Annotated in this window: 22 protein-coding genes, 5 tRNA genes and 2 riboswitches; of the genes, 7 read left to right on the top strand and 20 right to left on the bottom strand. The window is 69.4% G+C overall.

The genetic code is table 11. The annotated features are described in order from the left end of the window. Positions 1 to 39: 39 nt before the first annotated feature. From CFREN_RS10865 to CFREN_RS10880, 4 genes are all read right to left on the bottom strand, one after another. Positions 40 to 819 (bottom strand): enoyl-CoA hydratase, encoded by a 780-nt coding sequence (locus CFREN_RS10865; RefSeq protein WP_070523041.1) that lies wholly within the window; start codon positions 817 to 819, stop codon positions 40 to 42. 8 nt (positions 820 to 827) lie between these two features. Further along, a complete protein-coding gene (gene mmsB, locus CFREN_RS10870) occupies positions 828 to 1,745 on the bottom strand; it encodes a 3-hydroxyisobutyrate dehydrogenase (RefSeq protein WP_141743070.1) in 918 nt (305 codons plus the stop codon). Between the two features lie 128 nt (positions 1,746 to 1,873). Then, on the bottom strand, positions 1,874 to 3,031 hold the full coding sequence (locus CFREN_RS10875; RefSeq protein ID WP_070523048.1) for an acyl-CoA dehydrogenase family protein: 1,158 nt from the start codon (positions 3,029 to 3,031) through the stop codon (positions 1,874 to 1,876). Positions 3,032 to 3,114: 83 nt separating this feature from the next. Next, positions 3,115 to 4,635 carry a CoA-acylating methylmalonate-semialdehyde dehydrogenase gene (locus tag CFREN_RS10880; protein WP_035122742.1) on the bottom strand — a complete coding sequence of 507 codons (1,521 nt, stop codon included), beginning with the start codon at positions 4,633 to 4,635 and terminating at the stop codon, positions 3,115 to 3,117. Between the two features lie 264 nt (positions 4,636 to 4,899). After that, a riboswitch (cobalamin riboswitch) is annotated at positions 4,900 to 5,119 on the top strand. Positions 5,120 to 5,256: 137 nt separating this feature from the next. Here CFREN_RS10880 and metE point away from each other — a divergent pair. Beyond that, positions 5,257 to 7,668 (top strand): 5-methyltetrahydropteroyltriglutamate--homocysteine S-methyltransferase, encoded by a 2,412-nt coding sequence (gene metE, locus CFREN_RS10885; protein ID WP_209651993.1) that lies wholly within the window; start codon positions 5,257 to 5,259, stop codon positions 7,666 to 7,668. A 135-nt stretch (positions 7,669 to 7,803) separates the two neighbouring features. Here the strand turns inward: metE and CFREN_RS10890 are convergent, their stop codons facing one another. Genes CFREN_RS10890 through CFREN_RS10905 form a run of 4 tightly spaced genes read right to left on the bottom strand, consistent with a single transcriptional unit; the run spans position 7,804 to position 10,427 of the window. Next, complete coding sequence (locus CFREN_RS10890; protein ID WP_246580136.1) at positions 7,804 to 8,598, bottom strand: energy-coupling factor ABC transporter ATP-binding protein; 795 nt, start codon at positions 8,596 to 8,598, stop codon at positions 7,804 to 7,806. Next, entirely contained in the window at positions 8,595 to 9,335 is a 741-nt protein-coding gene (locus tag CFREN_RS10895) for an energy-coupling factor transporter transmembrane component T (RefSeq protein ID WP_070523057.1), read from the bottom strand. Before CFREN_RS10895 ends, CFREN_RS10890 begins: the two co-directional genes overlap by 4 nt. Position 9,336: 1 nt before the next feature. Beyond that, positions 9,337 to 9,675: an energy-coupling factor ABC transporter substrate-binding protein gene (locus CFREN_RS10900; RefSeq protein WP_070523060.1), complete on the bottom strand. Its 339-nt coding sequence runs from the start codon at positions 9,673 to 9,675 to the stop codon at positions 9,337 to 9,339. Beyond that, a complete protein-coding gene (locus CFREN_RS10905) occupies positions 9,672 to 10,427 on the bottom strand; it encodes an energy-coupling factor ABC transporter permease (protein ID WP_083291612.1) in 756 nt (251 codons plus the stop codon). Before CFREN_RS10905 ends, CFREN_RS10900 begins: the two co-directional genes overlap by 4 nt. Positions 10,428 to 10,494: 67 nt before the next feature. Beyond that, positions 10,495 to 10,716, bottom strand: a riboswitch (cobalamin riboswitch). A gap of 165 nt (positions 10,717 to 10,881) precedes the next feature. Between CFREN_RS10905 and cysK the strand changes: the two genes are divergently transcribed. Beyond that, on the top strand, positions 10,882 to 11,814 hold the full coding sequence (cysK, locus tag CFREN_RS10910) for a cysteine synthase A (RefSeq protein WP_070523062.1): 933 nt from the start codon (positions 10,882 to 10,884) through the stop codon (positions 11,812 to 11,814). An 85-nt stretch (positions 11,815 to 11,899) separates the two neighbouring features. Then, complete coding sequence (gene epsC, locus CFREN_RS10915; RefSeq protein ID WP_070523065.1) at positions 11,900 to 12,493, top strand: serine O-acetyltransferase EpsC; 594 nt, start codon at positions 11,900 to 11,902, stop codon at positions 12,491 to 12,493. Positions 12,494 to 12,663: 170 nt separating this feature from the next. On the opposite strand, the gene CFREN_RS10920 is transcribed toward epsC, so the two are convergent. The 10 genes from CFREN_RS10920 to CFREN_RS10965 all read right to left on the bottom strand — a co-directional run bounded on the left by CFREN_RS10920 (position 12,664) and on the right by CFREN_RS10965 (position 17,512). Further along, on the bottom strand, positions 12,664 to 12,942 hold the full coding sequence (locus CFREN_RS10920) for a GNAT family N-acetyltransferase (RefSeq protein WP_070523068.1): 279 nt from the start codon (positions 12,940 to 12,942) through the stop codon (positions 12,664 to 12,666). A gap of 84 nt (positions 12,943 to 13,026) precedes the next feature. Beyond that, the gene (locus CFREN_RS10925; RefSeq protein ID WP_070523129.1) at positions 13,027 to 13,497 is read right to left on the bottom strand and encodes a hypothetical protein; all 471 of its coding nucleotides are present in this window, start codon (positions 13,495 to 13,497) and stop codon (positions 13,027 to 13,029) included. Between the two features lie 134 nt (positions 13,498 to 13,631). Then, positions 13,632 to 13,704: transfer RNA gene (locus tag CFREN_RS10930), tRNA-Phe, on the bottom strand. A 26-nt stretch (positions 13,705 to 13,730) separates the two neighbouring features. Continuing rightward, a tRNA-Asp gene (locus tag CFREN_RS10935) sits at positions 13,731 to 13,804 on the bottom strand. A gap of 251 nt (positions 13,805 to 14,055) precedes the next feature. After that, positions 14,056 to 14,132: transfer RNA gene (locus tag CFREN_RS10940), tRNA-Asp, on the bottom strand. 28 nt (positions 14,133 to 14,160) lie between these two features. Next, positions 14,161 to 14,236: transfer RNA gene (locus CFREN_RS10945), tRNA-Glu, on the bottom strand. A 58-nt stretch (positions 14,237 to 14,294) separates the two neighbouring features. Further along, positions 14,295 to 15,272, bottom strand: a complete 978-nt coding sequence (locus CFREN_RS10950) for a PepSY-associated TM helix domain-containing protein (protein ID WP_209651991.1) — start codon at positions 15,270 to 15,272, stop codon at positions 14,295 to 14,297. A 110-nt stretch (positions 15,273 to 15,382) separates the two neighbouring features. After that, positions 15,383 to 16,720 carry a YhgE/Pip domain-containing protein gene (locus tag CFREN_RS10955; RefSeq protein WP_070523072.1) on the bottom strand — a complete coding sequence of 446 codons (1,338 nt, stop codon included), beginning with the start codon at positions 16,718 to 16,720 and terminating at the stop codon, positions 15,383 to 15,385. Beyond that, on the bottom strand, positions 16,717 to 17,319 hold the full coding sequence (locus CFREN_RS10960; RefSeq protein WP_070523074.1) for a TetR/AcrR family transcriptional regulator: 603 nt from the start codon (positions 17,317 to 17,319) through the stop codon (positions 16,717 to 16,719). The genes CFREN_RS10955 and CFREN_RS10960 overlap by 4 nt, the downstream gene beginning before the upstream one ends. 120 nt (positions 17,320 to 17,439) lie before the next feature. Then, positions 17,440 to 17,512 (bottom strand) — tRNA-Lys (locus CFREN_RS10965). A gap of 310 nt (positions 17,513 to 17,822) precedes the next feature. Here CFREN_RS10965 and CFREN_RS10970 point away from each other — a divergent pair. From CFREN_RS10970 to cydC, 4 genes are read left to right on the top strand one after another with little or no spacing between them, the layout of a single operon-like run. Beyond that, positions 17,823 to 19,397 carry a cytochrome ubiquinol oxidase subunit I gene (locus CFREN_RS10970; RefSeq protein ID WP_070523076.1) on the top strand — a complete coding sequence of 525 codons (1,575 nt, stop codon included), beginning with the start codon at positions 17,823 to 17,825 and terminating at the stop codon, positions 19,395 to 19,397. Positions 19,398 to 19,411: 14 nt separating this feature from the next. Continuing rightward, positions 19,412 to 20,431: a cytochrome d ubiquinol oxidase subunit II gene (gene cydB, locus CFREN_RS10975; protein WP_070523130.1), complete on the top strand. Its 1,020-nt coding sequence runs from the start codon at positions 19,412 to 19,414 to the stop codon at positions 20,429 to 20,431. Further along, complete coding sequence (locus tag CFREN_RS10980; protein ID WP_209651990.1) at positions 20,428 to 21,957, top strand: ABC transporter ATP-binding protein/permease; 1,530 nt, start codon at positions 20,428 to 20,430, stop codon at positions 21,955 to 21,957. The genes cydB and CFREN_RS10980 overlap by 4 nt, the downstream gene beginning before the upstream one ends. Continuing rightward, positions 21,954 to 23,570: a thiol reductant ABC exporter subunit CydC gene (gene cydC / locus CFREN_RS10985; RefSeq protein ID WP_209651989.1), complete on the top strand. Its 1,617-nt coding sequence runs from the start codon at positions 21,954 to 21,956 to the stop codon at positions 23,568 to 23,570. The genes CFREN_RS10980 and cydC overlap by 4 nt, the downstream gene beginning before the upstream one ends. A gap of 108 nt (positions 23,571 to 23,678) precedes the next feature. Here cydC and CFREN_RS10990 read toward each other — a convergent pair whose 3' ends face one another. Both CFREN_RS10990 and CFREN_RS10995 read right to left on the bottom strand, forming a co-directional pair. Then, positions 23,679 to 24,725 (bottom strand): chymotrypsin family serine protease, encoded by a 1,047-nt coding sequence (locus CFREN_RS10990; RefSeq protein ID WP_209651988.1) that lies wholly within the window; start codon positions 24,723 to 24,725, stop codon positions 23,679 to 23,681. Between the two features lie 304 nt (positions 24,726 to 25,029). Beyond that, on the bottom strand, positions 25,030 to 26,322 hold the full coding sequence (locus CFREN_RS10995) for an acetyl-CoA hydrolase/transferase family protein (protein WP_246580137.1): 1,293 nt from the start codon (positions 26,320 to 26,322) through the stop codon (positions 25,030 to 25,032). Between the last annotated feature and the right edge of the window lie 15 nt (positions 26,323 to 26,337).

The following is a 26,337-nucleotide window of genomic DNA, read 5'->3' on the forward strand; positions in this document are numbered from 1 at the left end:
CCCCGTACGACTTCGTCCCGGACTACCCGAGGCCGCCGATCAGCGCTCCCACTCGGGCTTGCGCTTGTCCGCGAAGGCGTTCATGCCCTCGTACTTGTCGGCGGTGGAGAACAGCGAGTAGAACACGCGGCGCTCGTAGTGGATGCCCTCGGTCAGCGTGGTCTCCAGCGCGCGGTCAACGGCGTCGGTGGCGATGTAGGACGCGGTCAGCGGCATGTTCGCCACCTTCTCCGCGATCTTCGCGACTTCCTCGGCGAAGCCCTCCAACGGCAGGATGCGCGACACCAGGCCCGAACGCTCGGCTTCCTCCGCGTCCATCATGCGGCCGGTGAGCACCAGATCCATGGCCTTGTACTTGCCCACGGCCTTGGTCAGGCGCTGCGAACCGCCCATGCCGGGGATGACGCCCAGGGTGATCTCCGGCTGACCGAACTTGGCGTTGTCCGCGGCCAGGATGATGTCGCCCATCATCGCCAGCTCGCAGCCGCCGCCCAGCGCGTAGCCGGACACCGCGGAAATGATCGGCGTGCGCACGCGGGACAGGCGATCCCAGCCGCCGAAAAGGTCGTCCAGGTAGACGTCCTTGTACGAAAGGTCCTTCATCTCCTTGATGTCGGCGCCGGCGGCGAAAGCCTTCTCGGAGCCGATGATCACGATGGCGCCGATGCCGTGGTCGCGGTCGAAGCCCTCCACCGCGTCGGCCAGCTCGTTCATCACCGTCGTGTTCAGCGCGTTGAGCGCCTTCGGGCGGTTCAGCGTGATCGTGGCCACGCGCCCCTCGACGGAGGTCAGGATGGTTTCGTAGGTGCCTTCGGACATTGGTTTTTCTAGTTCCTTTCGTCGGAGGCCGCGCCATCGGCCCGGGTCTGTTCAATGATGGCAGAAAAGTCCAGGCCGCCGTTGCCGTCCGCCAGGAATCGCGAGTAGAGCTCGCGGGCCAGCCGCCCCATCGGCGCCGAGGTGCCGGCGGTGTCCAGGGCGTGCTCGGCCAGGCCGAGGTCCTTGTCCATCAGGGCGGTGGCGAAGCCCGGCTTGAAACCGTTGTTCGCCGGCGACGTCGGCACCGGACCCGGAACCGGGCAGTTGACCGTCAACGCCCAGCAGGCGCCGGTGGAGTTGGAGACGACCTCGTGGAACGCCTCCGGGGTCAGGCCCAGCTTATCGCCGAGCAACATCGCCTCGCCGATGGCGATCTGTTCGACGGCCAGGACCATGTTGTTGCACACCTTCGCGGCCTGACCGGCGCCGGAGTCGCCGCAGTGCACGATGGAACGGCCCATGTGCTCGAGGACCGGGCGGGCGCGCTCGACGTCGGCCTCGTCGCCGCCGACCATGAAGGCCAACGTGCCCGCCGCCGCGCCCGAGATTCCCCCGGACACCGGGGCGTCGACGTGCCGGTGGCCGGCCGCCGCGACGCGGGCGGACAGCTCCCGGGCGTCGTCGACGGCGATCGTCGACGAATCGATGAACAGCGCCCCGGCCGGCGTGACCGGCAGCAGCTCGTCGTAGACGGCGCCGACGATCTTCCCGTTCGGCAGCATCGTCACCACGGCGTCGGCCGCCGCAACCGCGTCGACGGCGGATTCGTGGACGGTCACGCCTCCGTCGGCGGCGGTCTGGCGCGCCTCCGGCGACGGATCGGAGCCATGGACGTCAAGGCCCGCCTTGGCCAGGTTCACGGCCATCGGGCCGCCCATGTTGCCCAGGCCGATGACGGCCACGGTGCGGATGTCGGTGGTGCTCATCTGGATTCTCGCTCCTCGTGTGTGGGGGTGGGTCGTCGTCAAGCAATCGGTGCCGCAACGGAGCCGACCCGGACCGACCGGAGTCGGCGGGGCCGGCGGGGCCGGCGGGGCCGGAAGATCTGAAAGGTCTAGAAGGTCAGCGCGCCCTTGGCGGCGGCGCGACCGAGCATCATGCGCATGATTTCGTTGGTGCCCTCGAGGATCCGCATGACGCGCAGATCGCGGACGATGCGCTCGACGTCGTACTCCTCCAGGTAGCCGTAGCCGCCGTGCAACTGCAGGGCCTCGTCGGCGACGTGGAAACACGTCTCGGTGACGTGCAGCTTCGCCATCGCGCACGCCTCCGGGTACCCCGGGGCCTTCGTGTCCAGCGCATTGGCCGCATGCGACAGCATCAGACGCGACGACTGCAGGCCCGCTGCCATGTCGGCGATGCGGTGGCGCAGCGCATCATTGTCGATGAGCGTGCCGCCGAACGCCTTGCGGTCCCGCAGGTAGGACACCGCGCGGCCGAAGGCGAACTCCGCGCCGCCCAACGCACAGGCCGCGATGTTGATGCGGCCGCCGTTGAGACCCCGCATCGCCATGGTGAAGCCCTTGCCCAGGCCCCCCTCGCCGCCGATGAGGCGGTCGGCCGGGATGCGCACCCCGTCGAACATGACCTGCGCGGTCGGCTGATTGCGCCAGCCCATCTTCTTCTCGTTCGGGCCGAAGGACAGGCCCGGGGTGCCCTTGTCCACCAGGAACGCCGAGATGCCCTTCGCGCCCTCGGCGCCCGTGCGGGCCATGACCAGGTAGACGTCCGAGGCGCCGGCACCGGAGATGAACTGCTTCACGCCGTCGAGCACCCACTCGTCACCGTCCTTGACCGCGCGCGTCGACAGCGACGCCGCATCGGAACCGGCGTCGGGCTCGGTGAGGCAGTACGAACCCAAAACCTCCATCGACGCCAACCGCGGAACGAACTCCGCGCGCTGCTCCTCGGTGCCGAACTCGTCGACCATCCACGTCACCATGTTGTGGATCGACAGGAACGCCGACGTCACCGGGCAGCCGCGGGCGATGCGGTTGAACACCACCACGCCGTCGGAACGGGTCAGCCCCGTGCCTCCGTGGTCCTCGGAGCAGTAGAGGGCGCCGACGCCGAGCTCGGCCAGGCCGCGCATCTCGTCGACGGGGAAATGGTGGTTCGCGTCCCACTCGGCGGCGTACGGCGCAATGTGCTTGGCCACGTACGCGTCGATGGTGTCGGCGAGCATCTTCTGGTCTTCGGTGATCCAGGTCATGGGTGCCTTCCTGATCTTCCTTCGATTCCGGCGGGTGCCGTGATTCCGGCGGGTGCTTCGGTTCCTGCGGGCGGTTCCGGCGGTCAGGCGCCCAGGACCGGCATGTTGAAGGACGCGCCCTCGCGCGGGCCCTTCGGCCAGGTGGTGGTGATGGTCTTGGTGCGGGTGTAGAAGCGGAAGGCGTCCGGGCCGTGCTGGTTGAGGTCGCCGAATCCGGACCGCTTCCAGCCGCCGAAGGTGTGGAAGGCCACCGGGACCGGGATCGGGACGTTGACGCCGACCATGCCGACCTCGACGCGGGAGGCGAAGTCGCGGGCGGCGTCGCCGTCGCGGGTGAAGATGGCCACGCCGTTGCCGTACTCGTGCTCGTTCGGCAGGGCCAGGGCCTCCTCGTAGTCCTTGGCGCGGGCGATGCACAGCACGGGGCCGAAGATCTCCTCGTCGTAGCAGCGCATGCCGGGCTTGACGTTGTCGATGAGCGACGGGCCGATGAACAGGCCGTCGGCGAGCGACTCCCCCTCGAACTCGGCGTCGGTGGCGCCGGACTCGCGGCCGTCGATGACGACGGTGGCACCCTCGGACTCGGCGGAGCCGACGATGTCGCGGACGCGCTCGAGCGCCTGCGGGGTGATCAGCGGACCGTAGGAGGCGTCCGGGTCGAGGGAGTGGCCGACCTTGAGCTCCTTGATGCGCTCGACGAGGGCGTCGCGCAGGGCGTCGGCGACCTCGTCGCCGATCGGCACGGCGACGGAGATGGCCATGCACCGCTCGCCGGCGGAGCCGTACGCTGCGCCGATGAGCGCGTCGACGACGCGGTCGAGGTCGGCGTCCGGCATGATGATCATGTGGTTCTTCGCGCCGCCGAAGCACTGGGCGCGCTTGCCCAGCTTCGCGGATGTGACGTAGACGTGTTCGGCGACGGGGGTCGAGCCGACGAAGCCGATGGCCTTGACGTCGGGGTGCTCCAGCAGACCGTTGACGGCGTCGTGGGCGCCGTGGACGACGTTGAGCACGCCGGCCGGGCCGCCGGCCTCGAGGAAGAGCTTGGCCAGGGTGACCGGCACGGACGGGTCCTGCTCGGAGGGCTTGAGCACGAACGCGTTGCCGGCGGCGAGGGCGGGGCCGGCCTTCCACAGCGGGATCATGGCCGGGAAGTTGAACGGGGTGATGCCGGCGACCACGCCGAGGGGCTGGCGAACGGAATGGACGTCGACGCCGGTGCCGACGGATTCGGAGAACTCGCCCTTGAGCAGGTGCGGGGCGCCGAGGGAGAACTCGACGACCTCGAGGCCGCGCTGCAGGTCACCGTGGGCGTCGGCGAAGGTCTTGCCGTGCTCGAGCGAAAGGTCGCGGGCGATGTCGTCGGCGTTGGCGCGGATGAGGCGGATCCACTCGTTGAGGACGCGGGTGCGCTTCAGCGGGCTCCACGCGCCCCAGTCCTTCTGGGCCTCCTTGGCGTTGGCGACGGCGCGGTCGACGAGTGCGCGGTCGGCCAGTCCGACGGTGCCGCGGACGGCGCCGGTGGAGGGGATGGTGACGTCCATGGTGGCGCCGTCGGCGTGGACTTCTTCGCCACCGATGATGTGGGGGATGCGGATGGTCATGCCTGTTCTTCCCTTCGCCGCGGGCTTCCGCCCGTCATGTTTTGGTTAACGATCGCTAACCGAAAACGTATGTGACGCGGGTCACGAAATCTAGGAGGAGGTATGGCGCGACCACATTTGGGGGCACCGTGTTAATGTTGCGAATTGACTGTTAACTCTTCGCCTCCCTGCTTGGCGCCCGCTTTTACCCCGGCCAACCTTGCTTTACGACGACCACCTGGCAGACCTTCGCCACCCGAGTTTTCTTTTTGCGAATTTCGTCCTAAGGTGACCTGCGCAACTGGTTCCGCCCCCGCGGTTGTCGCGGGATGTCGGACGCAAGAGGGAATCCGGTGAGAATCCGGAGCTGTCCCGCAGCGGTATGCCGGAACGAAAGCCGTCAAAGGCACTGGGGTCGATGCCCCGGGAAGCGACGGCCGGTAGGCCCCGCCCACTTGGGCGCACGCCGGCGAGCCCGAATACCTGCCCGTTGTGCCGGCTCATCCGATCCGGCTCACCGAGGGCGCTCGTGGACTGGCGCGACGTGGCGTAAACCGACGGGCGAGTCTCCCCGTCGGTGGCTTCGGCGCAGGTTCAGGTGCGACCCCGGTCTTTCTTGACGAGGATCGAGGAGATCACCCCATGACCGCACGTTCGACCCGGGCGGGCCAACGCCCGCCGTTCACCGCGACGGTGCCGGGCTTCCCGCGCATCGGCGCCCACCGGGAGCTGAAGAAGGCCATCGAGGCCTATTGGCGCGACCCGGCCCTGGCACCGGAATTGGCCGACACCGCCGCCACGTTGATCGATCGCCGCCTCACGCGCGCGACCGCGACCGGCCTGGATTCGGTGCCCGTCGGCACGTTTTCCCACTATGACCAGATGCTCGACGTCGCCGCGATGGTGGGCGCCCTGCCCGCGCGCGTCGACGACATCGCCGACCATGAGCCCGGTTCCGGGTCCGACCCCGAACGTGACCCCTCCGCCGACGACCTGCTTCCGACGTGGCTGGACCGCTATTTCGCCGCCGCCCGCGGCGCGGAGGGGATTGCGCCGTTGGAGATGACCAAGTGGTTCGACACGAACTACCACCACCTGGTCCCCGAGCTCGATCCGGCCCGACCCTTCGCCGCCGACCCGTCGTTCCTGGTGGCGCAGTTGCGCCGGGCCCGCCGCCATCACGTTCCGGCGCGGGCGGTGCTCATCGGCCCCGTGACGTTCCTGGCCCTGTCGAAGATGGCCGACGGCACCGTCGGCGCGCCGTTGGACCGCCTGCCCGAACTCGTGGACGCGTACCGCGACATCGTCGATGCCGTCGCCGACGAGGGCGTGGAGTGGATCCAGTTCGACGAACCGGCCCTCAACACCGGGCATCTGCCGGCGGGCCGCGACGGCGAGGTGTCGGAGCAGTGGCGCCGCCTGGTCGTCCATGCCCACGTCCGGGGCGTGCGCGTGCTGGCGCAGACGTATTTCACCGACGCCCAGCGAACGGTGGACCTTCTCTCCGGCACCGGCGTCGACGCCGTCGGCGTGGATTACGTCGCGGGAGCCGCCCCGGATCTGTCCGCCCTGCCGACGTCGACGCTGGTCGTCGCGGGCGTCGTGGACGGCCGCAACGTGTGGCGCACGGATTGCGCCCGGGCCCTGGGCGCGCTCGCCGAGGTCGCGCAGTCGCACCCGGTCGCGGTGTCCACGTCCTGCTCGCTGCTGCACGTGCCGCATTCTCTGGCCGCCGAGCCGTCGCTGGCCGATGAACCGGAGTTGCGGGCCCGCCTGGCGTTCGGCGAGGAGAAGATCATCGAGGTCGTCTCACTCGCCCGCGCCCTGCACCATCCGAACTGCGAGCGCATCCGCCGCAACGGGATCCTCGCCGACGCGGAGACCGCCGCGAACGAGGAGCAGGCCGAGCAGACCGAGCAGACGGAACGGGCCGGGCAGCCCGATCCGGACGCGTCCGCGGCAGCCGTGGAGCACGAGGTTCCCCGACGCAAGGGCGGGGTCCACGACCGGGCGCCGTTCCCGGAACGCCGGGAGGCCCAGCGCCGGCGCCTGGACCTGCCGCCGCTGCCCACGTCGACGATCGGTTCCTTCCCGCAGACGCCGGAGGTCCGTGCGGCCCGGGCGGCGTTCGCACGGGGCGAGTCGTCGGCGCCCGCCTACGAGGCCGCGATGGTCCGCGAGATCCTGCACGTCATCGACGAGCAGGAGAAGCTGGGGTTGGACGTGCTCGTGCACGGCGAGCCGGAGCGCAACGACATGGTGCAGTACTTCGCCGAGCAGCTCGACGGGTTCCACTGCACGTCGAACGCGTGGGTGCAGTCCTACGGCACCCGATGCGTGCGTCCCCCGATCCTCCACGGCGACGTCTCGCGCCCCGAGCCGATGACGGTGCGTTGGTTCCGCGCGGCGCAGGACATGACGGAGCGGCCGGTCAAGGGCATGCTCACCGGCCCGGTGACCATGTTGGCCTGGTCCTTCGTCCGCGATGACCAGCCCCTGGCGGACACCGCGCATCAGGTGGCGCTGGCCATCCGCGCCGAGTGCGAGGACCTGGAGGCGGCGGGCGCGCGGGTGATCCAGGTCGACGAGGCCGCGATCCGCGAGCTGTTGCCCCTGCGCCCGGAGGACCGCGCCGCCTACGCGGAGTGGTCGGTGGAGGCGTTCCGCACCGCCACCGGCGGGTTGGCGGACCACGTCCAGCTGCACACGCACATGTGCTACTCGGATTTCGAGTCGATCCTCGATCTGATCCGGGACATGGACGCCGACGTCACCACGATCGAGGCGGCCCGCGCCGGCTTCGAGCTCGTCGACGCCATCGCCGCCTCCGATTTCGACCTGCCCGTGGGCCCCGGCGTGTGGGACATCCATTCGCCGCGCGTACCGGGCGTGGACGAGGTCACGGCGCGCATCGACCACGCCTCCCGCGCCCTCGGCCCCGACCGGGTGTGGGTGGTTCCCGACTGCGGGTTGAAGACCCGCGGTTGGCCCGAGACCAGGGCGTCGTTGGACGCTCTCGTGAAAGCCGCCCGGAAGGTCCGGGCGTCGCTGTAGCAGTCGGGTCGACGGGCCTCCTACCGTCGGCCGCATGCTGCGGCGATGAATGAAAGACCGCTCCCCCGCGCGCGTTCCGGCAGTCCGCGCGCGGGTGGAGCGGTTCTTTTCGCTTGACGACGCCCACCTGGGGCGTCATCGGCCCAGCAGGTCCTCCGGGCCGCGGATGGTGGCGGGGTCGCGCCCCAGCGCCCTGGCCACCACCGGCGCCCAGGGCAGGGACAGTCGCGCCCGCGTCACCAGATCGGCGTCGACGAGGACGTCGGCGGCGTCTCCGGTGACCACCGACCCGTCGACGAGGACGGCGGCGCGGGCGGCGAAGGCCCAGGCGACGTCGATGTCGTGGGTGGCCATCACCACGGCCACGCCCCGATCGTGGAGCGCGCCGAGGGTGTCCAGCAGAGTGCGCGTCGCCGCCGGGTCGAGTCCCGCGGTGGGCTCGTCGAGAAGCAGGACGTCGGGCCGCATGGCCAGCGCACCCGCCAACGCGACCCGCTTGCGCTGCCCGTAGGACAACTGGTGCGGCACACGGTCGGCGAGATCGGTGATCTCGGCGGCGGCCATGGCCTCGGCGACGCGCACGCGCACCTCGTCGTCCGGCAACCCCTGATTGACGGGGCCGTAGGAAACGTCGGCGGCGACGGAGGTGGCGAACAACTGATCGTCGGGATCCTGCAGCACCAGCTGGACCCGCTGCCGCAGATGATTGCGGCCGCGGCGGGAATAGGAAAACGGCGAACCGTCGAAGTCGAGCCGCCCTGCGGACGGCCGGATCGCACCGGCCAACAAGCGGAGCAACGTCGACTTGCCGGAACCGTTCGCCCCCAGCAGCGCCATGCGCTCCCCGGCGAGGATCTCCAGGTCGACGTCGTCAAGCACGCGCACACCGGGATGCCGGAACCCGACGCCGCGCGCGGCGAGAATGCTCACGGCAACCACCCCCGCACCGCGGCCGTGACCGCCGTGACGACGACGAGCACCACGACCGATGCGACCAGGAACCGGGCGTCGCGCGGGCGGTCGACGACCATGACCCCCGCGGCACCCGGCTCGGCGCGCAACTCCAGGCCCTCGCCGAGACGGCGGGCCCGCTCGAACGACAAGACGAACAGATTCGCCGACTGCGCCGCCACGCCCGTGAGCAACCCGCGCCGCGTGACGTGGCCCAGGCGCTGGGCCTGCGCCTCATGCATCATCTTCGCCGTGCCCGCCAACGAGCCGACCATCCGATAGATGAGCTCGGCCAAATACGTCAACGTGCGCGGAATGCCCGACCGATTCAACCAGGCGAGCACCTCCGACAACGGCGTGGTCACCGTGAACAACATCGTGCAGCCGATCGCCGCCGTCGCCCGCGCGACGACTTCCGCCGCGCGCTGCGGCCCCGTCGGCGACCAGACCAGTCCGTCCAGCGTGATGGTGAACAACAACGGCAGAATGCCCACCGCGACGAACGCGGCGGGAGCGGACCACAGGGTCAGGAACAACCCCGCCGGCACCCTCGCGATGACGGCCGCGACCGCCACCGCGACGATGATCAGCACGGCCGCCGGCCACGGGGGCAACGAAATGGCCAGCAACAGCAGGCCACCGCACAACAGGGCCTTCTCGCCGACGTTGCGCCGCGCCCACCGATTGCGGGCCGCGGCGGTTTCGAGGGCGTTCACGCTACGAGGACTCCCGCTCCTTGCTGCGGCCACGGTAGAAGCCCAGCGCGTAACCGAGCACGCCGCCGCCCAGGCCGGCCTGCAGCGCGAAGAGACCGGACTCGACCTCGCCCGGCAGCTCGTCGACGACCGGCTCGAACCACGGCTCGTAGTCCGGGTTGCTCTCCTCGATGAGCTCGGTGGCGGCACCGTCCGCGCCGCCGAAGGGCTCCTCCTCGGGGTCGCCCAGGTTGAAGAACATGGGGAACACCGCGATGACGACGGCCAGGACGATGAGGCCGATGGTCACCCCCGCACCGGAGCGCTTCGGGGGCGTGTGGGTCTGATTCGAGGCGGTCATCGCACGGTCTCCTTCTCGTCGGCGTCGGCGGGGGCGGTCAGGCGCTCGTCATGGGCGACCGCGTCGGCGATCGCGACGTCGGAAAGCTCGTTCTTCTTGAGCACGCCCAGGGAGAACAGCTCCTTCTCCGCGACGGTGCGCAGGGCCTTGACCACCAGCACCGTCAGCAGCGCCTCGATGACGGCCAGCGGGATCTGGGTGACGGCGAACAGCGACAGGAACGTCGCCAGCGCACCGCCGAACCCGCCCGGATCCGCCGGGTGCGCCAACGCCAGCTGCGTGGCCGTGACCACGTAGGTGGACAGATCCGCCAGGAACGCCGCGACGAACACCGAGGGCAGCAAACCGCCGCCCAAACGCCTGGTCAGGACGTACCCGCCCCACGCGACCCACGGGCCGACGATGCCCATGGAGAACACGTTCGCGCCGAGCGTGGTGATGCCGCCGTGGGCCAGCAGCAACGACTGGAAGAGAAGAACGATGGAGGCCAATACGGCCATGATGGGCGGCCTGAACATCACCGTGCCCAGGCCCGTGCCCGTGGGGTGCGACGTCGAGCCGGTCACCGACGGGATCTTCAGGGCCGACAGCACGAACGTGAACGCGCCGGCGGCGCCGAGGAGCAAACCGGTGCCCGGCTTCTCCTTGAGCAGCTTGTTGACTCGCCACGCACCGTGGACGACGAACGGCGCCGCGGCCACCGTCCACCCCACCGCATGGCCGACGGGCAAAAAGCCCTCTGCGATATGCATGTGAATTTATCCTCACGCGCCCCCGTCACCTCGCGGGTGGCGCACCGATCCACCCGGCGCCCATCGACGCCGGGGCCGATCCACGGCCGGTCTCCTGGCTGACGGGGCTGCCCCGCGGGACGTGCCGCGAAACATCCGCTCCGGCGCCTTCCCGCGCCCCGCCGGTCCTTTGCCATCGGCCGTGCGGAGCCCGGTGGCATGTGCCGGACCGGGGTCACCCCGATCACAGTGGCGAGGGCCGCCGCCCACTTGCAGGGCGTTCCCGTCCACCGCGAATCTGCCTCCCATCCTATGCCCCGCAGCCGACGGCGATGCGGCGCGGGCGGCGACTCTCCCCCTGGTCGCGGGCTTGCAGGTGCCCCCACCCCAAAACTAGACGTACCTGTCTGTACAAAGAGGGCATCGCGGCGTACACTCGCCCACCGACGAAGGAAACGAGAAAGGAACCGACTGGATGACCATCCACGACAACATCACCGACCTGATCGGCGGCACCCCGCTGGTCAAGCTCAACCGCCTCACCGAGGGCCTGCCCGGCACGGTCGTCGCCAAGCTGGAGTTCTACAACCCGGCCAACAGCGTCAAGGACCGCATCGGCAAGGCCATCATCGACGCCGCGGAGGCCTCCGGCGAGCTGAAGCCGGGCGGCACCATCGTCGAGGGCACCTCGGGCAACACGGGCATCGCCCTGGCGCTGGTCGGCGCCGCCCGCGGCTACAAGGTCATCCTCACCATGCCGGACACCATGAGCCAGGAGCGCCGAGTCGTGCTGCGCGCATTCGGCGCCGAGCTGGTGCTGACCCCGGGCGCCGAGGGCATGAAGGGCGCGGTGAACAAGGCCAAGGAGATCGTCGAGAACACCGACAACGCCATCCTGGCCTCCCAGTTCGCCAACCAGGCCAACCCCGAGGTTCACGCCGCCACCACCGGCGAGGAGATCTGGGCCGACACCGACGGCAAGGTCGATTACTTCGTCGCCGGCATCGGCACCGGCGGCACCATCACCGGCGCCGGCCGCACGCTTAAGAAGCACAACCCGGACGTCAAGCTCGTCGCCGTCGAGCCGGCGGATTCCCCGCTGCTCACCGAGGGCAAGGCCGGCCCGCACAAGATCCAGGGCCTGGGCGCCAACTTCGTCCCGGAGATCCTCGACCGGGACCTGCTCGACGAGGTCCTCACCTCCACCAACGAAGATGCCATCGCCACCTCCCGCGAGCTGGCGAAGCAGGAGGGCATCCTCGGCGGCATCTCGGCCGGCGCCAACGTCAAGGCCGCCCTCGAGATCGCCGCCCGCCCCGAGGCCGAGGGCAAGACCATCGTGGTCATCATCCCGGACTTCGGCGAGCGCTACGTCTCCTCCATCCTGTACCAGGACCTGCGCGACTAAACCCGGACTGCGCCCCCTCCCGCATCCGCCGCCGACGCTCCCTCATACCGGGGCGTCGGCGGTGCGCTATGTAAAGTTGGTCACCATGAATTCGTTCCTGAGGATCCTCAAGGAGGACCTGGACAACGCCCGCGCGCACGACCCCGCCGCCCGCGGTGACGTGGAAAACGCCCTGGTCTATTCGGGCCTGCACGCCATTTGGGCGCACCGAGCCGCCCACGCGCTGTGGCAGAAGGGGGGCGCGGCGAAGGGCCTGGCGCGAATCCTGGCCCAGTTCACCCGGTTCCTCACGGGCATCGAGATCCACCCGGGCGCGAAGATCGGCCGCCGGTTCTTCATCGACCACGGCATGGGCGTGGTCATCGGCGAAACCGCCGAGATCGGCGACGGCGTGATGCTGTACCACGGCGTCACCCTGGGCGGCCGCAGCCTGGCGAAGGTCAAGCGGCACCCGACGTTGGAGGACAACGTGACGGTCGGCGCCGGCGCGAAGGTGCTGGGCCCTGTCGTCATCGGCGCCGGTTCGGCCATCGGCGCCAACGCGGTGGTCACGCGGGACTGCCCGCCCGATTCCATCGTGGTGGGCATTCCGGGCAAGGCCCGCCCCCGTCAGCCGGAGGAACACCGGCCGCTGCTGGACCCGGCGGAGTACGTCCAGGGCGACGGCGACGGGATCTAGCTGCGGCATCCGACTGCAATTCCGCCGTCGAACCACGAACGGCGCCGACCGGGCGACGACAAAGGGCCGACCCCGCACACCACGGGGTCGGCCCCTTTTTCGGGCTAAACCACGGGGTCGCCACTGCCCCCGTGGTTTGGGCCCCGTGGTGTGGATTGGGTGCGTGGCGGTTACGCGACCAGGTCGGCGTAATCGGGGTTCTTCGCGATGAACCGCTCCACGGCCGAGCACGACGGGATGACGGATCCACCGGTTCGGCGGACGTCGTCAAGCGCGGCCTGGATCAGGGGCTTGGACAGGCCCTGCCCCTGGAACCGCTCGTAGACGACGGTGTGATTGAAATTCAACGCACCTTCGGCGGGCTCGTAGGCCGCGAAACCGGCCTCTTCGCCGTCGACGATGATGACGTAACGACGTCCGGACTCGTCGTGATCGATGGTGTGCGCCATGGTGATTCTCCCTCGGTCGATGATGTTTCCCACCAGGGTACGCACGCCCGGCGGACACCATCGCGCAATCGACGGACGGAACCGTCAGACGGCGCCGTGGTCGACCGCGGCCGGCGGAGTGCCGGGCTGCTCGTCGGCGCGACCGACGGCCACACGACAGGGCACCGACCCCGTGCCATGGGCCCGTTCGGCGGCGACGCCGGAACGCCAGCCGGGACTCACCAGGTCCGCGAGCGATCCCGACAGATCCGCCAGCTCCGCGTGCGACAGACCGGGGACGACGACGGTGATGCGGTGACGCGCCCGCTCCCCCACGTCGGCACCGGGGTTGGCTTCGCGCCACTCGTCCAACATGGACGAACCCTGGGCACCGTCGGGCATGACGTCCTCGTACACACGCGCGCCGGAGCCGGGGACGAACTCCTCGAGCGCTCCGCGAATCGTGTCGGCTGCGGCCACCCGGCCGGGCTCGTCGGTGAAGAGGAAGATGCGGATGACCGACGGCAGCGACTCATCGCCGGACATCGTTCCCGCCGATGCGAATTCGGTACTCATGGACATTGATTTTACCGACGTCGTCCCACGGCCGAATCGATGAGGGCGGGGTAAGTTCCGCGCCGAAAAAGGCCCGGCGGGGACGACGAAAAACCGGAAGCCCGCCTTTCGGCGGACTCCCGGCCATTCGATTGTGGCCAGAAGCGGGATCGAACCGCTGACCTTCCACTTTTCAGGCGGACGCTCTACCAACTGAGCTATCTGGCCGAACAAACCCTCTGGGGGAATGTCGGCGACCCTGACGGGACTTGAACCCGCGACCTCCGCCGTGACAGGGCGGCGCGCTAACCAACTGCGCCACAGGGCCTTATGCCGCACACGAACTCCGTCCGTGCACGAGTTGATACTCTACACAGCCGTTCATCGGGGGCACAAATCTGCAGCTCACGGCGAAATTCCGCTCATTCCCCGCACCCGTCGCCACGCCTCCCCCGCCACGCCGCTCCCTTGCCGCGCGATAAAAAGGAAAGGGGCGAACGTCGCAAAGCAATACCCGCCACCGACGAACACGAAAGGCGGCCACCCACCTGAAATGGATGACCGCCTTCGCCAGAAAAATGGCGACCCTGACGGGACTTGAACCCGCGACCTCCGCCGTGACAGGGCGGCGCGCTAACCAACTGCGCCACAGGGCCTTGTTCTGTTGTGCTCCCATTCGGGGAGTGGTACTCCCTACGGGATTCGAACCCGCGCCGCCGCCTTGAAAGGGCGGTGTCCTAGGCCGCTAGACGAAGGGAGCTCGTCTTCGCGTTGGGCGCGGGGGAACGAACCCCCGCGGCAACGTATGAAACACTAGCCTACGGCACACCACCCGACAAAATCGCAGGTTCGCGCTGCTTTTCGACGGTCCGGCGGCGAGCCCTCGAGCGGCCGATGAGCACGAGATCGAGCAGCAGGAAGCCGATCATCGACATGCCGAGGAGCGGCAGGAACGCGCCGACCGTCGCGGCGAAGACGACCACCCCGGCGACGATGCGCCACGACGGCACATCCGGCAGGCCGGGAACCGACGTGCCGCGCACGGTGGGACGACGCAGCCACCACATGCGGTAACCCAGCACGATGATCGCCGCGATGCCCAGGCCGGCGGCGATGACGCGATCGGCCTGGGCGGGTGAGGCCGGCCCACCGGCGCCCGGCGATTCCGGCGGCAGCGTGGCGTCGACCTTCGGCGCCTTCCAGTCCAGCGCGGAAACGACGGCGTCGACGTTCGCGCCGGCCCTCTGCGACCACGTGATGCGGGTGGCGGCCAGGCCGAGCATCGCGACGATCAGCCACACGCCGAGAACGGCGTGGAGATTGAGCGACCGTCGACGGCGGCCCGCGTCGCCCGTCGGGGCGGGGGCGGCGCGCCACAGGCGGGTTCGGGTGCCGGGATCACGACGTCGGGCGGCCGACACGCGGCGCCACCACAGGTACAGCCCGCCCAGTGCGAGCACCCACAACCACGAAGCGGCCAGCTCGGCGTAGAGTTCGCCGGGTTCGCCCAGGTGGAGTTGCTGATGCAGACCGGACAGCCACCGGCGCACCGGCAGCTCGCCGAGCCCGGAATAGGTCCGCTCCTCGCCGACGACGGCGGCGGTCGCCGGGTCGACGGTGAGCAGGTCGGCGTAGACGACCTTCTCGATCGTCGGCGCCAGCGCGTAGAACGCACCGGAAATGGCCGCGATCAGCAGGAATGGGCCGACCATCAAACCCGCGTAGAAGTGCAGGCGATGGAGGAAACGCGCGGGCCGGTCGCGGTTGACGCGACGGGCCGCGGGGGTTTCGGACATGGGGTCAAAACTCCTCGGGAAAGACTCGGGGGTGCGACTGGAAGCGTTCGGCCGAACGCTGATTAGTCGAATCCATTCCCCGAGAGTTCCCGGCGATTTATCCCCTCAGGTCAGACCGCGTCCGCGGGCTCCGACTCCGGCGCGGACTCAGACTCCGGCGCGGGCTCCGACTCCGGAGCCGGTGCGCGCAGCCAGCCCTTCCGATCGAACCACACGGAAGCGATCAGGCCGATGGTCACCGCGACGGCCACGGAAATGCCGGCGTAGATCAGCGCGTTGCCGACGCCCGACTCCCACGTGCCGCCGAGGTAGAGCATCGACCGCGAGCCGAGGTAGATCTGGTGCATCGGCGAGATCAGGCCCAGCACCCGGAAGAACTCCGGCACGGCCTCCAGCGGCAGCGTGCCGCCGGCCGACGGCAGCCCCAGGACGATGAACAAGATGAGGTTGACCACCAGACCCGGGTTGCCCAGCAGCGCGTTGATGGCGTGGCTGACCCAGCCGACGGCGAGGATCATCGCGGCGGTGAACCCCCACAGGGCGAACGGTTTGTGCAGGGGCATGCCGACCATCGAGCCGATGACGACGTACAGCGCCGCGACGAGGGCGGCCTGGGTGGCGGACATGCCGAACTTCACCACGAGGGTCGCCAGCCGCGACACGCGATGGTGGTCGTGCCGCACGAATACCGGCCCCCACTCCAGCGAGTGGATGCCCAGGCGGTTGTCGACGATCTGGCCGGTCACCATCGCACCGGTGAAGCCGGCGAGCACGATGAGCAGCGTCCAGTAGAACGCGGACAGGCCGTTGCCGGTGCCGTCGGGAAGCGGGTGGAATTCCTCGAATTTGAAGTCGACCGGGTGCGCCGCGGCGGCCAGGGCGGTGCCGGTCGGCCCCTGCCCTTCCGGTGCGTCCGCGGCTGCGGCTTCGACCTTTTCCAGCAGTTGCTTGCCGACGGCTTCGTCGACCTCCGTGCGAACTTGGAAGCCGACCTCCTTGACGATGGTCGATGCACCCAAGCCGGCCGCGGGGTTGGAGACGATGCGGATGTCCGGGGCGACGACCTCGTTGTCGACCATGGTGCCGATGCCCCAGGCGTTGAGGCGGGAACTGAAGTTCTCGGGGATGACGATCGCGCCGTACAGTTCACCCCGCGACATCTGGTCGATGGCTTCCTGGCCGCTGAGCTGACGCAGGTCGAACTGCTCTTCGTCGATGCCGTCGACGAGGCCTTCGACGACCTGGTCGCCCGCCCTCAACTCGGTGCCGTCGAGGGTGCCGGCGCCGCGGTCGGCGTTGACGATGGCGATCGGGAATTCATGGAGGTTTTTCTTGGGATTGACGTTGCCGGTGAGGTAGGCGCCGCCGAAGAAGATCGTCAGCAGGGCGACGGCGAGGGTCGGAGCCAACCAGAACGCCAGTGTCCGGCGGGGATCGCGGGTGCTCATCGCGCCACCCCCAATCCGCCGTCGACGCCCCGGACGAGCAGGACCCCGAGGTCGGAGACGAGCTCGTCGAGGGGGCCGCGGTCGTCGTCGCCCGCCCACTGCGCCGCGGTCCACGCGATGGAGGCGGCGATGGCGCGGGCGGCGGTTTCCGGCGCCAGCGGTCCGGCGGCGAGGCTGCCGCCGAGGGTCGGGGCGGCGAGGATCCGGCCCGCCAAGTAGTCGATGGACTGATGGAGGACTTCCTGGCCGCCCGGGCCGGCGAGGACGCGATGCATGAAGTCGACGTGCGGCTCGAGCTTTTCGACGGCGATGCCGATGACCTCGAGGATACGGTCGATGTCGCCGGAGTCGAAGCCGTCGGAGGCCGGATCGATGTCCGCGAACGCCTCGTCCAGGCGGAGAACGGCGGCGTCGGCCCATGCCTCGGCCAGGTCGCCGTAGACGGCGTAGAAGGTGGGCCGGCTGACGCCGGCTTCGTTGACCAGGTCGGTGATCGTGATGTCGACCGGCGCCCGTTCATCCAAGAGCGCGACGGCCGCGGTGCGGAGCTTGTCGCGGGACCGGGACGCCGGTCGCGGTGGATTCTGGATTTTACGCATGTAAGTTTTTTACACCTGTAAACAGCCGCAGTGCAACCACTCCCGACCAAAAATCCCGAAATAATCTACGGCGCACATGAAAAATCCCCCTAACCTGCACGAACAGGAAAGGGGGAAAAGTGGGCCCCGTGGGGCTCGAACCCACGACCTACGGATTAAAAGTCCGCAGCTCTACCAACTGAGCTAGAGGCCCATGCCCGGAAAATCCTACCGCCCCCTCCCCCGCGAGAGGAAAACCGGGTCCCGTGTCGTGCCCACACCCCACGCGACCGCCCCGTACTCCACGCAACGGTTGCGAAGCCCCGGCGACACGCACGGTCACCCCCGGTTCTCACTCGACGGACCGTCGTCAAGCAGTGGTCTTACGCATTTCGATTACCCCCACCCCCATCGCCGCCGGGAACCAACCGAGGCAGCGGGACGACTGTTGCAGTGAGAGGCTCATCGCCCTCCGGGACTTCGCGCGCCCTTTTCCGCTGCCCGCTTTTCGCCGAGGAGAGTTCATGGACGTCGTGGACGTGTCACGGTGGCAATTCGGCATCACCACCGTCTACCACTTCATATTCGTGCCGCTGACCATCGGTTTGGCGCCGATGGTCGCGTTGATGCAGACGATGTGGCAGGTGACGGGGAAGGCCCACTGGTACCGGGCGACGCGGTTCTTCGGCACCGTCTTCCTGATCAACTTCGCCATGGGCGTCGCCACGGGCATCGTGCAGGAGTTCCAGTTCGGCATGAACTGGTCGGAGTACTCGCGGATGGTCGGCGACGTCTTCGGCGGGCCGCTGGCGCTGGAGGGACTGATCGCGTTCTTCCTGGAGTCGACGTTCCTGGGCTTGTGGATCTTCGGTTGGGGGCGCATCCCCGGCTGGCTGCACACCGCATCGATTTGGCTGGTCGCGATCGCCGTGAACCTGTCGGCGTATTTCATCATCGTGGCCAATTCGTTCATGCAGCACCCCGTGGGTGCGGTGTACAACCCGGAGACGGGCCGCGCGGAGCTCACCGACTTCGTCGCGCTGCTGACCAACCCGACCGCGCTGGCGGCGTTCCCGCATGCGGTGGCCGGTTCCTTCCTCACGGCCGGCACGTTCGTGCTGGGCGTGACGGGTTGGTGGATGGTCAAGGCCGCGCGACTGGAGCGGGCCGCGGCGGCGGAGGGTCGGGAGCTTGACGACGCACAGCGCCACGACGCGCACCGTCCCGCCCACCGTTTGGGGTGGTGGACCGTGGTGTTGTCCTCCATCGCCGTGGCATGGACGGGTGACATCCAGGCCAAGCTGATGTTCGTGCAGCAGCCGATGAAGATGGCGTCGGCCGAGTCGCTGTGCGTGACCGAAACCGATCCGCGCTTCTCCGTTCTGTCGATCGGCACGCACAACAATTGCGAGTCCGTCGTCCACGTGCTGGATCTGCCGTGGGTGCTGCCCTTCCTGGCGGAGGGCAAGTTCAGCGGGGTCACGCTGGAGGGCGTGCTCGACCTGCAGCAGCGCTACGAGATGATGTTCGGCCCCGGCAATTACCAGCCGAACCTGTTCGTCACGTACTGGTCCTTCCGCGCGATGATCGGCCTCATGGTCGGCTCGCTGGCGATCGCGTTTTTCAGCTGGCTGTTCACCCGCGGCGGCCGTCTGCCGCAGGGCAAGTGGGCGACGTGGTTCGCGTGGGGTTCGTTGGCGGCGATTCCGTTCCCGTTCCTGGCCAACTCCGCCGGATGGGTGTTCACCGAGATGGGCCGTCAACCGTGGGTGGTCCACCCGAACCCGGAGTCCTTCGGTGACCCCAGGACGGAGCTGATCCGGATGACCGTCGACATGGGCGTGTCGGATCATGCGACGTGGACGGTCGTGGTCACGCTGGTCGGGTTCACGCTCATCTACGCGATCCTCGCGGTGGTGTGGTTCATGCTCATTCGGCGGGTGGTGGTCAGCGGCCCGCCGGTCGAGTCCGGCCCATCCGTCGACGGCGGGGAGGGGCCGGCGGCCATCGTCGGAGCCGGCGCCCCCGTCCGCTTCGCCGCCGACGCCGCGACCGAACCCGACGCCGCCACCACGACCACCACCGAAAAGGACGCGTGATCATCATGTTCGGACTGGATCTGCCGGTTTTGTGGTTCATCCTGGTGGCGTTCCTGTTCGCCGGGTATTTCCTGCTGGAGGGCTTCGACTTCGGCGTCGGCATCCTGTTGCCGATCCTCGGGCGCGACGAGGCCCGCCGAAACGCGATGCTGCGCACCATCGGCCCGGTGTGGGACGGCAACGAGGTGTGGTTGATCACCGCAGGCGGCGCCCTGTTCGCGGCGTTTCCGGAGTGGTACGCAACCATGTTCTCCGGTTTCTATCTGCCGCTGTTCCTGATCCTGCTGGCGCTCATCGTCCGCATCGTGGGCCTGGAGTGGCGGAAGAAGATCGACGATCCGACGTGGCGCCGTCGTTGCGACGCCGCGATCATCGTCGGTTCGTGGTTGCCGCCGGTGCTGTGGGGCGTGGCCGTGGCCAACCTGGTCCGCGGCGTTCCGCTCGACGCCGATCACGGCATGTCCAGCGGCCTCGACGTCCTGGTCGGCCTGCTCAACCCGTATGCGCTGCTCGGCGGCGCGGCGCTGACGGCGGTGTTCATCCTCCACGGGCTGACGTTCCTGCGGCTGAAGACCGCCGGCCGGCTGCGCGAGGAGGCCCACGGCGTGCTCGTGCCCGTCGCCGGTGCGGCGGTCGTGCTCGGCGCGGCCTTCGTCCTGTGGACGCAGATCGCCCACGGCAAGCCGTGGACCTGGGCCGTGACGGTCCTGGCGCTCGTCGGGGTCCTCGGCGGGGTGGCCATGGTCCTGCGTGATCGCGACGGCATCGCGTTCACGGCGACGTCGGTGGCCGTCGTCGCGGTGACCGTGCTCATCTTCGGGTCGATGTACCCGTGGCTGATGCCGACCACGCTGGCCGACGGCGCGGGCCTGGACGTGTGGAACGCGGCGTCGAACCCGTACACGCTGAAGATCATGACGTGGGCGGCGTTGTTCATCACCCCGTTGGTCATCGCGTATCAGGCGTGGACGTACTGGGTGTTCCGGAAGCGGATCACCGCAGAGCCCGTCGCCGCCGAACCCGTCACCGCATGACCAGCCGGGGCCCGGTCGATCCCCGGCTGGCCCGGCTGTCCGCCCCGGCCCGGAGGTGGATCGTCGCGGCCGCGCTGCTGGCGGCGCTGCGGGTCGTCGGCGTCCTGGCCTTCGGAGTCCTCGTGGGCACCATCGCGGCCGGGATCATCACCGGGGAGCGGACGATCGCCGATAGTTCCGGGCTGCTCGCCGCGCTGGTCGGCGTGGCCGTGGCCCGCGCGGCGGTGGCGTGGGCGGAGGCGCGTTTCGGGCGTCGCGCGGGGGCGGAGGTCGTCGCGGATCTGCGTGCCCGCACCCTGGCCCGCCTGGCCGTCGCCGATCCCCGCCATGTGGATCGCGCGAAGTGGCGGACGCTGCTCGGCGAGGGCATCGAGGGCGTCGGCCCCTACGTGGCGGGGTATCTTCCGGCGCTGGCGTCGACGGTGATCGCCACGCCCGCGGCGTTGGCTGCGGTGTGGTGGCTCGATGCGGGGTCGGCGCTCATCGCGGCGGTGACGCTTCCGCTCATTCCGGTCTTCATGTGGTTGGTCGGCACCCTCACCGCCGGTCGGACGGCCCGTCGTCTGCGTGACCTGGGCCTGTTGTCGGATCAGATGCTCGATCTCGTGGCGGGTCTGCCGACGCTGCGCGCCTTCGGCCGCCACCGCGCGCCCGCCGACGAGATCCGCCGTCTGTCGGAGGCGCACCGGGCGTCGACGATGTCGGTGCTGCGCATCGCGTTCCTGTCGGGTTTCGTCCTCGAGTTCCTGGCCACGCTGTCGGTGGCGTTGGTGGCCGTCGGCATCGGTTTCCGCCTGCTCGACGGCGGCATGACGTTGGCGGCGGGGCTGACGGTGCTCATCATCGTCCCGGAGGTCTACGGCCCCGTCCGCGAGGTCGGCGTCCGCTTCCACGACGCCCAGGACGGGTTGGCCGCCATCGACGACGTCTTTTCGCTTGACGACGGCCCCTCCCCCACGCCGGCCGTCGCAAAGCAGGATGACGCCGGGGAGCATCGCCCGGACGCGGGCATCCGGGTGATCTTCGACCACCTCACCGCCTCGGGGCGCGACGGCGACCGACCCGGCGACCTGTGCGGGACCGCGGAGCCCGGCGCGATCACCGTGCTGGCCGGCGACAACGGTTCGGGCAAGTCGACGGCGCTGCTGGCGCTGCTGGGCATCGTCGCCGAGGGAGTGACCGGGTCCGCGACGGCCGTGGGCCCGAATGGTGCGCTGACCGGCGACGATCTGTGGGCGCGCACCTCCTACGTGCCGCAGCGGCCGGTGCTCGACGCGGCGTTGGTCGGCGATGCGGCAGGTTTATCCCTCGGCGAGAAGCAGCGCGTCGCCGTCGCCGCGGAACTGATGCGCGACCGCGAGCTGATCATCCTCGACGAGCCGACCGCACACCTCGACGAGGACAACGCCGCCGAGATGATGTCCCTGCTGCGAGAGCGGGCCGCGGCGGGCGCGACGGTGCTGGTGGCGTCCCATGATCCGCTGGTGCTGGCGGCCGCGGACGTCGTCGTGGAGGTGGCCCGATGAGCCTTTCCGCCGACCTGCGCGCCCTGCGCTCCGCCCGTCCGCTGACCGGGCTGCGGTGGCGCGAACTCGTCGCCCCCGTCGTCGCCGGTTCCGTGACGTTGATCTCGGCGTTGGCGCTGACCATCGTGTCGGCGTGGCTGATCACGAAGGCGTGGCAGCAGCCGAGCGTCATGGACCTCACCGTCGCCGTGACCGCCGTCCGCGCGCTGGGCATTTCGAGGGCCGTGTTCCGGTACGTCGACCGGGTCGTCTCGCATGATCTGGCCCTGAGGTGCGCCGCACGGACCCGCGTGTCGGCGTATCGGGCGCTTGCCGACGACCCGTCGTCGCGCGTCCTGCGCCTGGGTCGCGGCGCCCTGCTCACCAGGCTCGGAGACGACGTCGACCTCGTGTCCGACGTGGTGGTGCGCGCGCTCGTGCCGGCGGGCCTGGCGGTGACGACGTCGGCGGCGGCCGTCGGGTTCACGGCGCTGCTGTCCCCCGCCGCCGCGGCCGTGCTGGCGATCGGGCTGATCATCGCGGGCACCTGCGCACCGTGGGCGGCGGCGCGCGCGGCCCGGATTGCCGCAGCCGAGCGGGCCGCGGCGATGGAGAACCACGTCGCCGCCGTCGACCGGGTGCTCGTCGACTCCCCCGCCCTGCGCGTGCGCGGCGAGATCGACGGCGCCCTGGCCGACGCCGACCGCGCCGCCCGCCGGCTCGCCCACGCCGAAGAATCCGCCGCACCCGCCGACGCCGCGGGAAACGCGATCTCCGTCCTGTCCTCCGCCCTGACGGTCATCGCAGTGCTCGTCGTCGCGGGCATGGCGGCACCCGATCATTCTCCCCAGTGGATGGGCGTGCTCGCGCTGCTGCCCCTGGCCGCCTTCGAATCCGTCGCCGCCCTGCCCGGCGCGGCCGTCGCCGTGACCGGAGCCGCCGGTGCGGCGAGGAGGCTCGCCGAATTGACCGACGCGGGCGGCTCTGGCGAACCCGGCGAACCGGGCGCCACGCAGGCGTCGTCACGCGAAACGTCCCCGAACACGGCCCCGGAGGCACCCCGCGTGCACGCGCGGAACCTCGTCTACGGCCACGACCGCGACGTGGGCAGGCGCGATCTGGACCTGCCCTTCGGGGCGAGGGCAACCATCGTCGAACCATCCGGGTCCGGCAAGACGACGCTGCTGATGACGCTCGCCGGCCTGCTGCCCGCCCGCGGCGGGGAATGGTCGGCAGACGGTGCGCTGTTCGTCGCCGAAGACGGACACGTGTTCGCCACCACCGTCCGCGATAACCTGGCGGTCGGCGCACCGCACGCCACCGACGACATGATGAACGCCACCCTGCGCGCCGTCGGCCTCGGCGACTGGGTGGCGGGACTGCCCGACGGCCTGGGCACCGTGCTCGCCGCCGGCGCCGACGACATGTCCGGCGGCCAGCGGCGCCGCCTGCTCCTGGCCCGCGCCCTGCTCACCGACGCGCCGATCCTGCTTCTCGACGAACCCTTCGAACACCTCGACGACGCCGGAGCCGCGGAACTGCGCGCGATCCTCGACTCGCCCGTCCTGCCCGGCGCGCGCCCCGAGCGGACCATCATCGTCGTGGAGCACCCCCGCACGGGCGGTCGGGGCTGAACGGAAGAGGCGGAAAAGGCGAAACGGGGCGGCAGCCGTCGCTGATCCGCCCCGTCGCGCAGGCCTCGTCGGCCTACTCCGGTACCCCGATTGCCACGATTGCCGCGATTACCGCGCGACCAGGTCCGGCAGCGGGATGTTCGGCAGAGGCACCTCCGGCAGCGGCAGTTCCGGGATCTCCGGGATCTCGGGGATCTCCGGGAGGGACGAACCCGGGGCCTGCTCCTCGGCCTCCTCCGGCTCGTTCTCGGCGATCCAGGCCTCGTCGGACGCGGCGTCCTCGCCGATGGTGCGGAACTCGCTGTGCGGCTCGGTGGAGTCGGCCACCCGGAAGTGATCGTTGACCGTGCCGTCCTCGATGCCGTACGCATCCTCCAGCGCCTGGTCGACCGGCTGGTAACGCGACACCGGGCCCACGGCCATGGAGTTGACGCCGATGACCTGGTTGGTGTGCGGGTTGTAGGCGTTTCCGCCCGAGTCGCCGTGATCCAGGTGCGAGATCGCCCAAACGCCGTTGCGGACGCGGAAGATCTGCACGCCGCAGTTGCGGCCGGTGCGGGAACCGTCGGAGCAGATCGGCTGGCCGAAGTTGTCCACCGACACCTCGCCGGGCTGCAGCTCGGAGTAATCGACGATTCCGGTCATGACGGCGCCCTCGCCATGGTTGTCGCCGTGCTCGTCGACGGAGTAGCTCACCGCGGTGGAGTCGATGTCGTCGTCGAGCTCGATGAAGGCGTAGTCCGAGCCGTTGAACAGGGAGTCGAGGAAGTTCGGGTTCTCCTCGATGTCATCTTCGTCGGGGATGAAGAAACCGGCCGGGCCGACCTCGCCGATGCGCACGTCGCCCTCGGCCGTCGGCGCGTAGATGATGCCCGAGGACTGGGGCATCTGCTCGTGGCCTTCCTTGTTCACGCAGTGGCCGGCGGTGAGCAGGACGCGCTGCTGGTTGCCCTCGGCGTCGGTGACGGTGCCGGCGACGCCGGTGGAGCACATGCCGGTGCGGACGTGGCGGCCGTCCTCGACGACCGCGTCCTTTTCGGGCATGCGGATCGGGGAGCCCGGTCCGACGGTGAGGGCGCTTGCGGCGGGGGCGGCGAAGGTCGCCCCGACGGTGACCATCGCGGCGATGATCGACGTGCTCCGGTTCAGTTTCATGCGGTTCCCCTGAGTGTCTCGGGCCGGGGCGCTGTTCGCTCTCCGGCGGATCCGGAGCCACCGTAACCGTGACATTCCGGCACCGCCCGTCAATTGGGCGGCATGTCGCGGATCACTTTTTCCCATCCTTCCCAGTCGTTTACGGCATACACTCGAGTCACTTTCGCACCACGAAAGCATGTGTGCAGCCACCCGAAGGAGGGGCGGCGGCAAAGCAAGGCGCGGAAGGGGAAATGGTGGACGGGAGATGAAGGAGCGAGGGCGAGTGCGAGAGCGAGGGGCACCGCCGAAAAGCGCCGCCCGCCTACTCCGCGAGCCGGGAGATGATGTTCAGCTCGCGGGCCCGGCGATACAGGTCCTCGCGATGGTCCGGGTGGGCGACCTCGATGAGTCGGCGTGCGCGCGTCGAATAGTCGGTGCCGCGCAGCCGGGCGATGCCGTGCTCCGTGACCACGTTGTCGATGTAATTCTTGTGCGTGGTCACCGGGGAATTCGTACCGAGCTCCACCTTGATCCGGCTCGCACCGTCGCGGGTGACCGACGGGCACACGATGTAGCCGCGACCCCCCTCCGAGCGACGGGCGCCGATGGCGAAGTCAAGCTGCCCGCCGGCACCGGAATAGAAGCGCCCCGCGATGGTCTCGGACGCCGCCTGCCCGAGCAGGTCGACCTCCGTGGTGGCGTTGACGCTGACCATGTTGGGCTCCTGCCCGATGAGGAACGGATCGTTGGTCCTGTCGACCGCGTCGAGGTACACGACGGGATTGCGGTCGACCCAGTCGTAGAGCTTGCGGGTTCCCATGATGAACGTCGCCACGCACTGGCGCGGGTGCGACCTCTTGAACCGGCCCGTCACCGCACCGCATTCGACCAGGTCCATGACCCCGTCGGACATCAGCTCGGTGTGCACGCCCAAATCCTCGCGGTCCTTCAGCATGGCCAGGATCGCGTTGGGCAGCTTGCCGATGCCCAACTGCAGGCAATCGCGATCCTCGATCTCCGGCGCGATGAGCTCGGCGATCCGATGCTCGGCCGACCCCTCCGCCGGCAGCAGCGGCGGCACCTCGAGCACCGGCGCATCGGACCGCGTGGCACCGACCATCTGGCGGGCATGGATCTGGTTCTGGCCGAAGGAGTGGGGCACCTTCGCGTTGATCTCGCCGAAGATCGGCAGGTTTCCGATGAACTGCACCGAATAATCCGCGCCGAGCCCGATGGACATGTACCCGTGCTCGTCCGGCTCGGACACCGAGGCGATGAGGATGTCCGGCTTGATGTGGTCGCGCACCAGCTCGGGAATCATGGAGAAGTTGACCGGATACAACTCCGCGGTGCCGTTGGAATGCCCCTTGCGCGATCCGCCGCCGAGGAAGAACTCGTGATGAGTGAGCTTTCCGGGGTACTCCCCCATTTGATACGGCCGCAGGGATTCGGTGCACATCTGGTAGACGTGCACGTCCTCGAGTTGGTCGGCGTGCGCGTCGAGCATGTCCAGCAGCGTCGGCGGCTCGCAGCCCGCCACGGGAACGAGGATTTTCATGCCCGGCCGAATGTGCTCCAGCAATGCCTCCGGCGCCAGATCAAGATGCTCGTACACGGCCGCGTCCTTTCG

The sequence above is a fragment of the Corynebacterium freneyi genome (assembly GCF_030408835.1).
In the GTDB taxonomy this organism is placed as follows: domain Bacteria; phylum Actinomycetota; class Actinomycetes; order Mycobacteriales; family Mycobacteriaceae; genus Corynebacterium; species Corynebacterium freneyi.

Bases quoted from the DNA above. Each gene is read 5' to 3' on its own strand.
- CFREN_RS10865 (WP_070523041.1), bottom strand. From the start codon at position 819: ATGTCCGAAGGCACCTACGAAACCATCCTGACCTCCGTCGAGGGGCGC.
- mmsB (WP_141743070.1), bottom strand. From the start codon at position 1,745: ATGAGCACCACCGACATCCGCACCGTGGCCGTCATCGGCCTGGGCAAC.
- CFREN_RS10875 (WP_070523048.1), bottom strand. From the start codon at position 3,031: ATGACCTGGATCACCGAAGACCAGAAGATGCTCGCCGACACCATCGAC.
- CFREN_RS10880 (WP_035122742.1), bottom strand. From the start codon at position 4,635: ATGACCATCCGCATCCCCCACATCATCGGTGGCGAAGAAGTCCACGCC.
- metE (WP_209651993.1), top strand. From the start codon at position 5,257: ATGACCGCACGTTCGACCCGGGCGGGCCAACGCCCGCCGTTCACCGCG.
- CFREN_RS10900 (WP_070523060.1), bottom strand. From the start codon at position 9,675: ATGACCGCCTCGAATCAGACCCACACGCCCCCGAAGCGCTCCGGTGCG.
- CFREN_RS10905 (WP_083291612.1), bottom strand. From the start codon at position 10,427: ATGCATATCGCAGAGGGCTTTTTGCCCGTCGGCCATGCGGTGGGGTGG.
- cysK (WP_070523062.1), top strand. From the start codon at position 10,882: ATGACCATCCACGACAACATCACCGACCTGATCGGCGGCACCCCGCTG.
- epsC (WP_070523065.1), top strand. From the start codon at position 11,900: ATGAATTCGTTCCTGAGGATCCTCAAGGAGGACCTGGACAACGCCCGC.
- CFREN_RS10920 (WP_070523068.1), bottom strand. From the start codon at position 12,942: ATGGCGCACACCATCGATCACGACGAGTCCGGACGTCGTTACGTCATC.
- CFREN_RS10925 (WP_070523129.1), bottom strand. From the start codon at position 13,497: ATGAGTACCGAATTCGCATCGGCGGGAACGATGTCCGGCGATGAGTCG.
- CFREN_RS10950 (WP_209651991.1), bottom strand. From the start codon at position 15,272: ATGTCCGAAACCCCCGCGGCCCGTCGCGTCAACCGCGACCGGCCCGCG.
- CFREN_RS10955 (WP_070523072.1), bottom strand. From the start codon at position 16,720: ATGAGCACCCGCGATCCCCGCCGGACACTGGCGTTCTGGTTGGCTCCG.
- CFREN_RS10960 (WP_070523074.1), bottom strand. From the start codon at position 17,319: ATGCGTAAAATCCAGAATCCACCGCGACCGGCGTCCCGGTCCCGCGAC.
- CFREN_RS10970 (WP_070523076.1), top strand. From the start codon at position 17,823: ATGGACGTCGTGGACGTGTCACGGTGGCAATTCGGCATCACCACCGTC.
- CFREN_RS10980 (WP_209651990.1), top strand. From the start codon at position 20,428: ATGACCAGCCGGGGCCCGGTCGATCCCCGGCTGGCCCGGCTGTCCGCC.
- cydC (WP_209651989.1), top strand. From the start codon at position 21,954: ATGAGCCTTTCCGCCGACCTGCGCGCCCTGCGCTCCGCCCGTCCGCTG.
- CFREN_RS10990 (WP_209651988.1), bottom strand. From the start codon at position 24,725: ATGAAACTGAACCGGAGCACGTCGATCATCGCCGCGATGGTCACCGTC.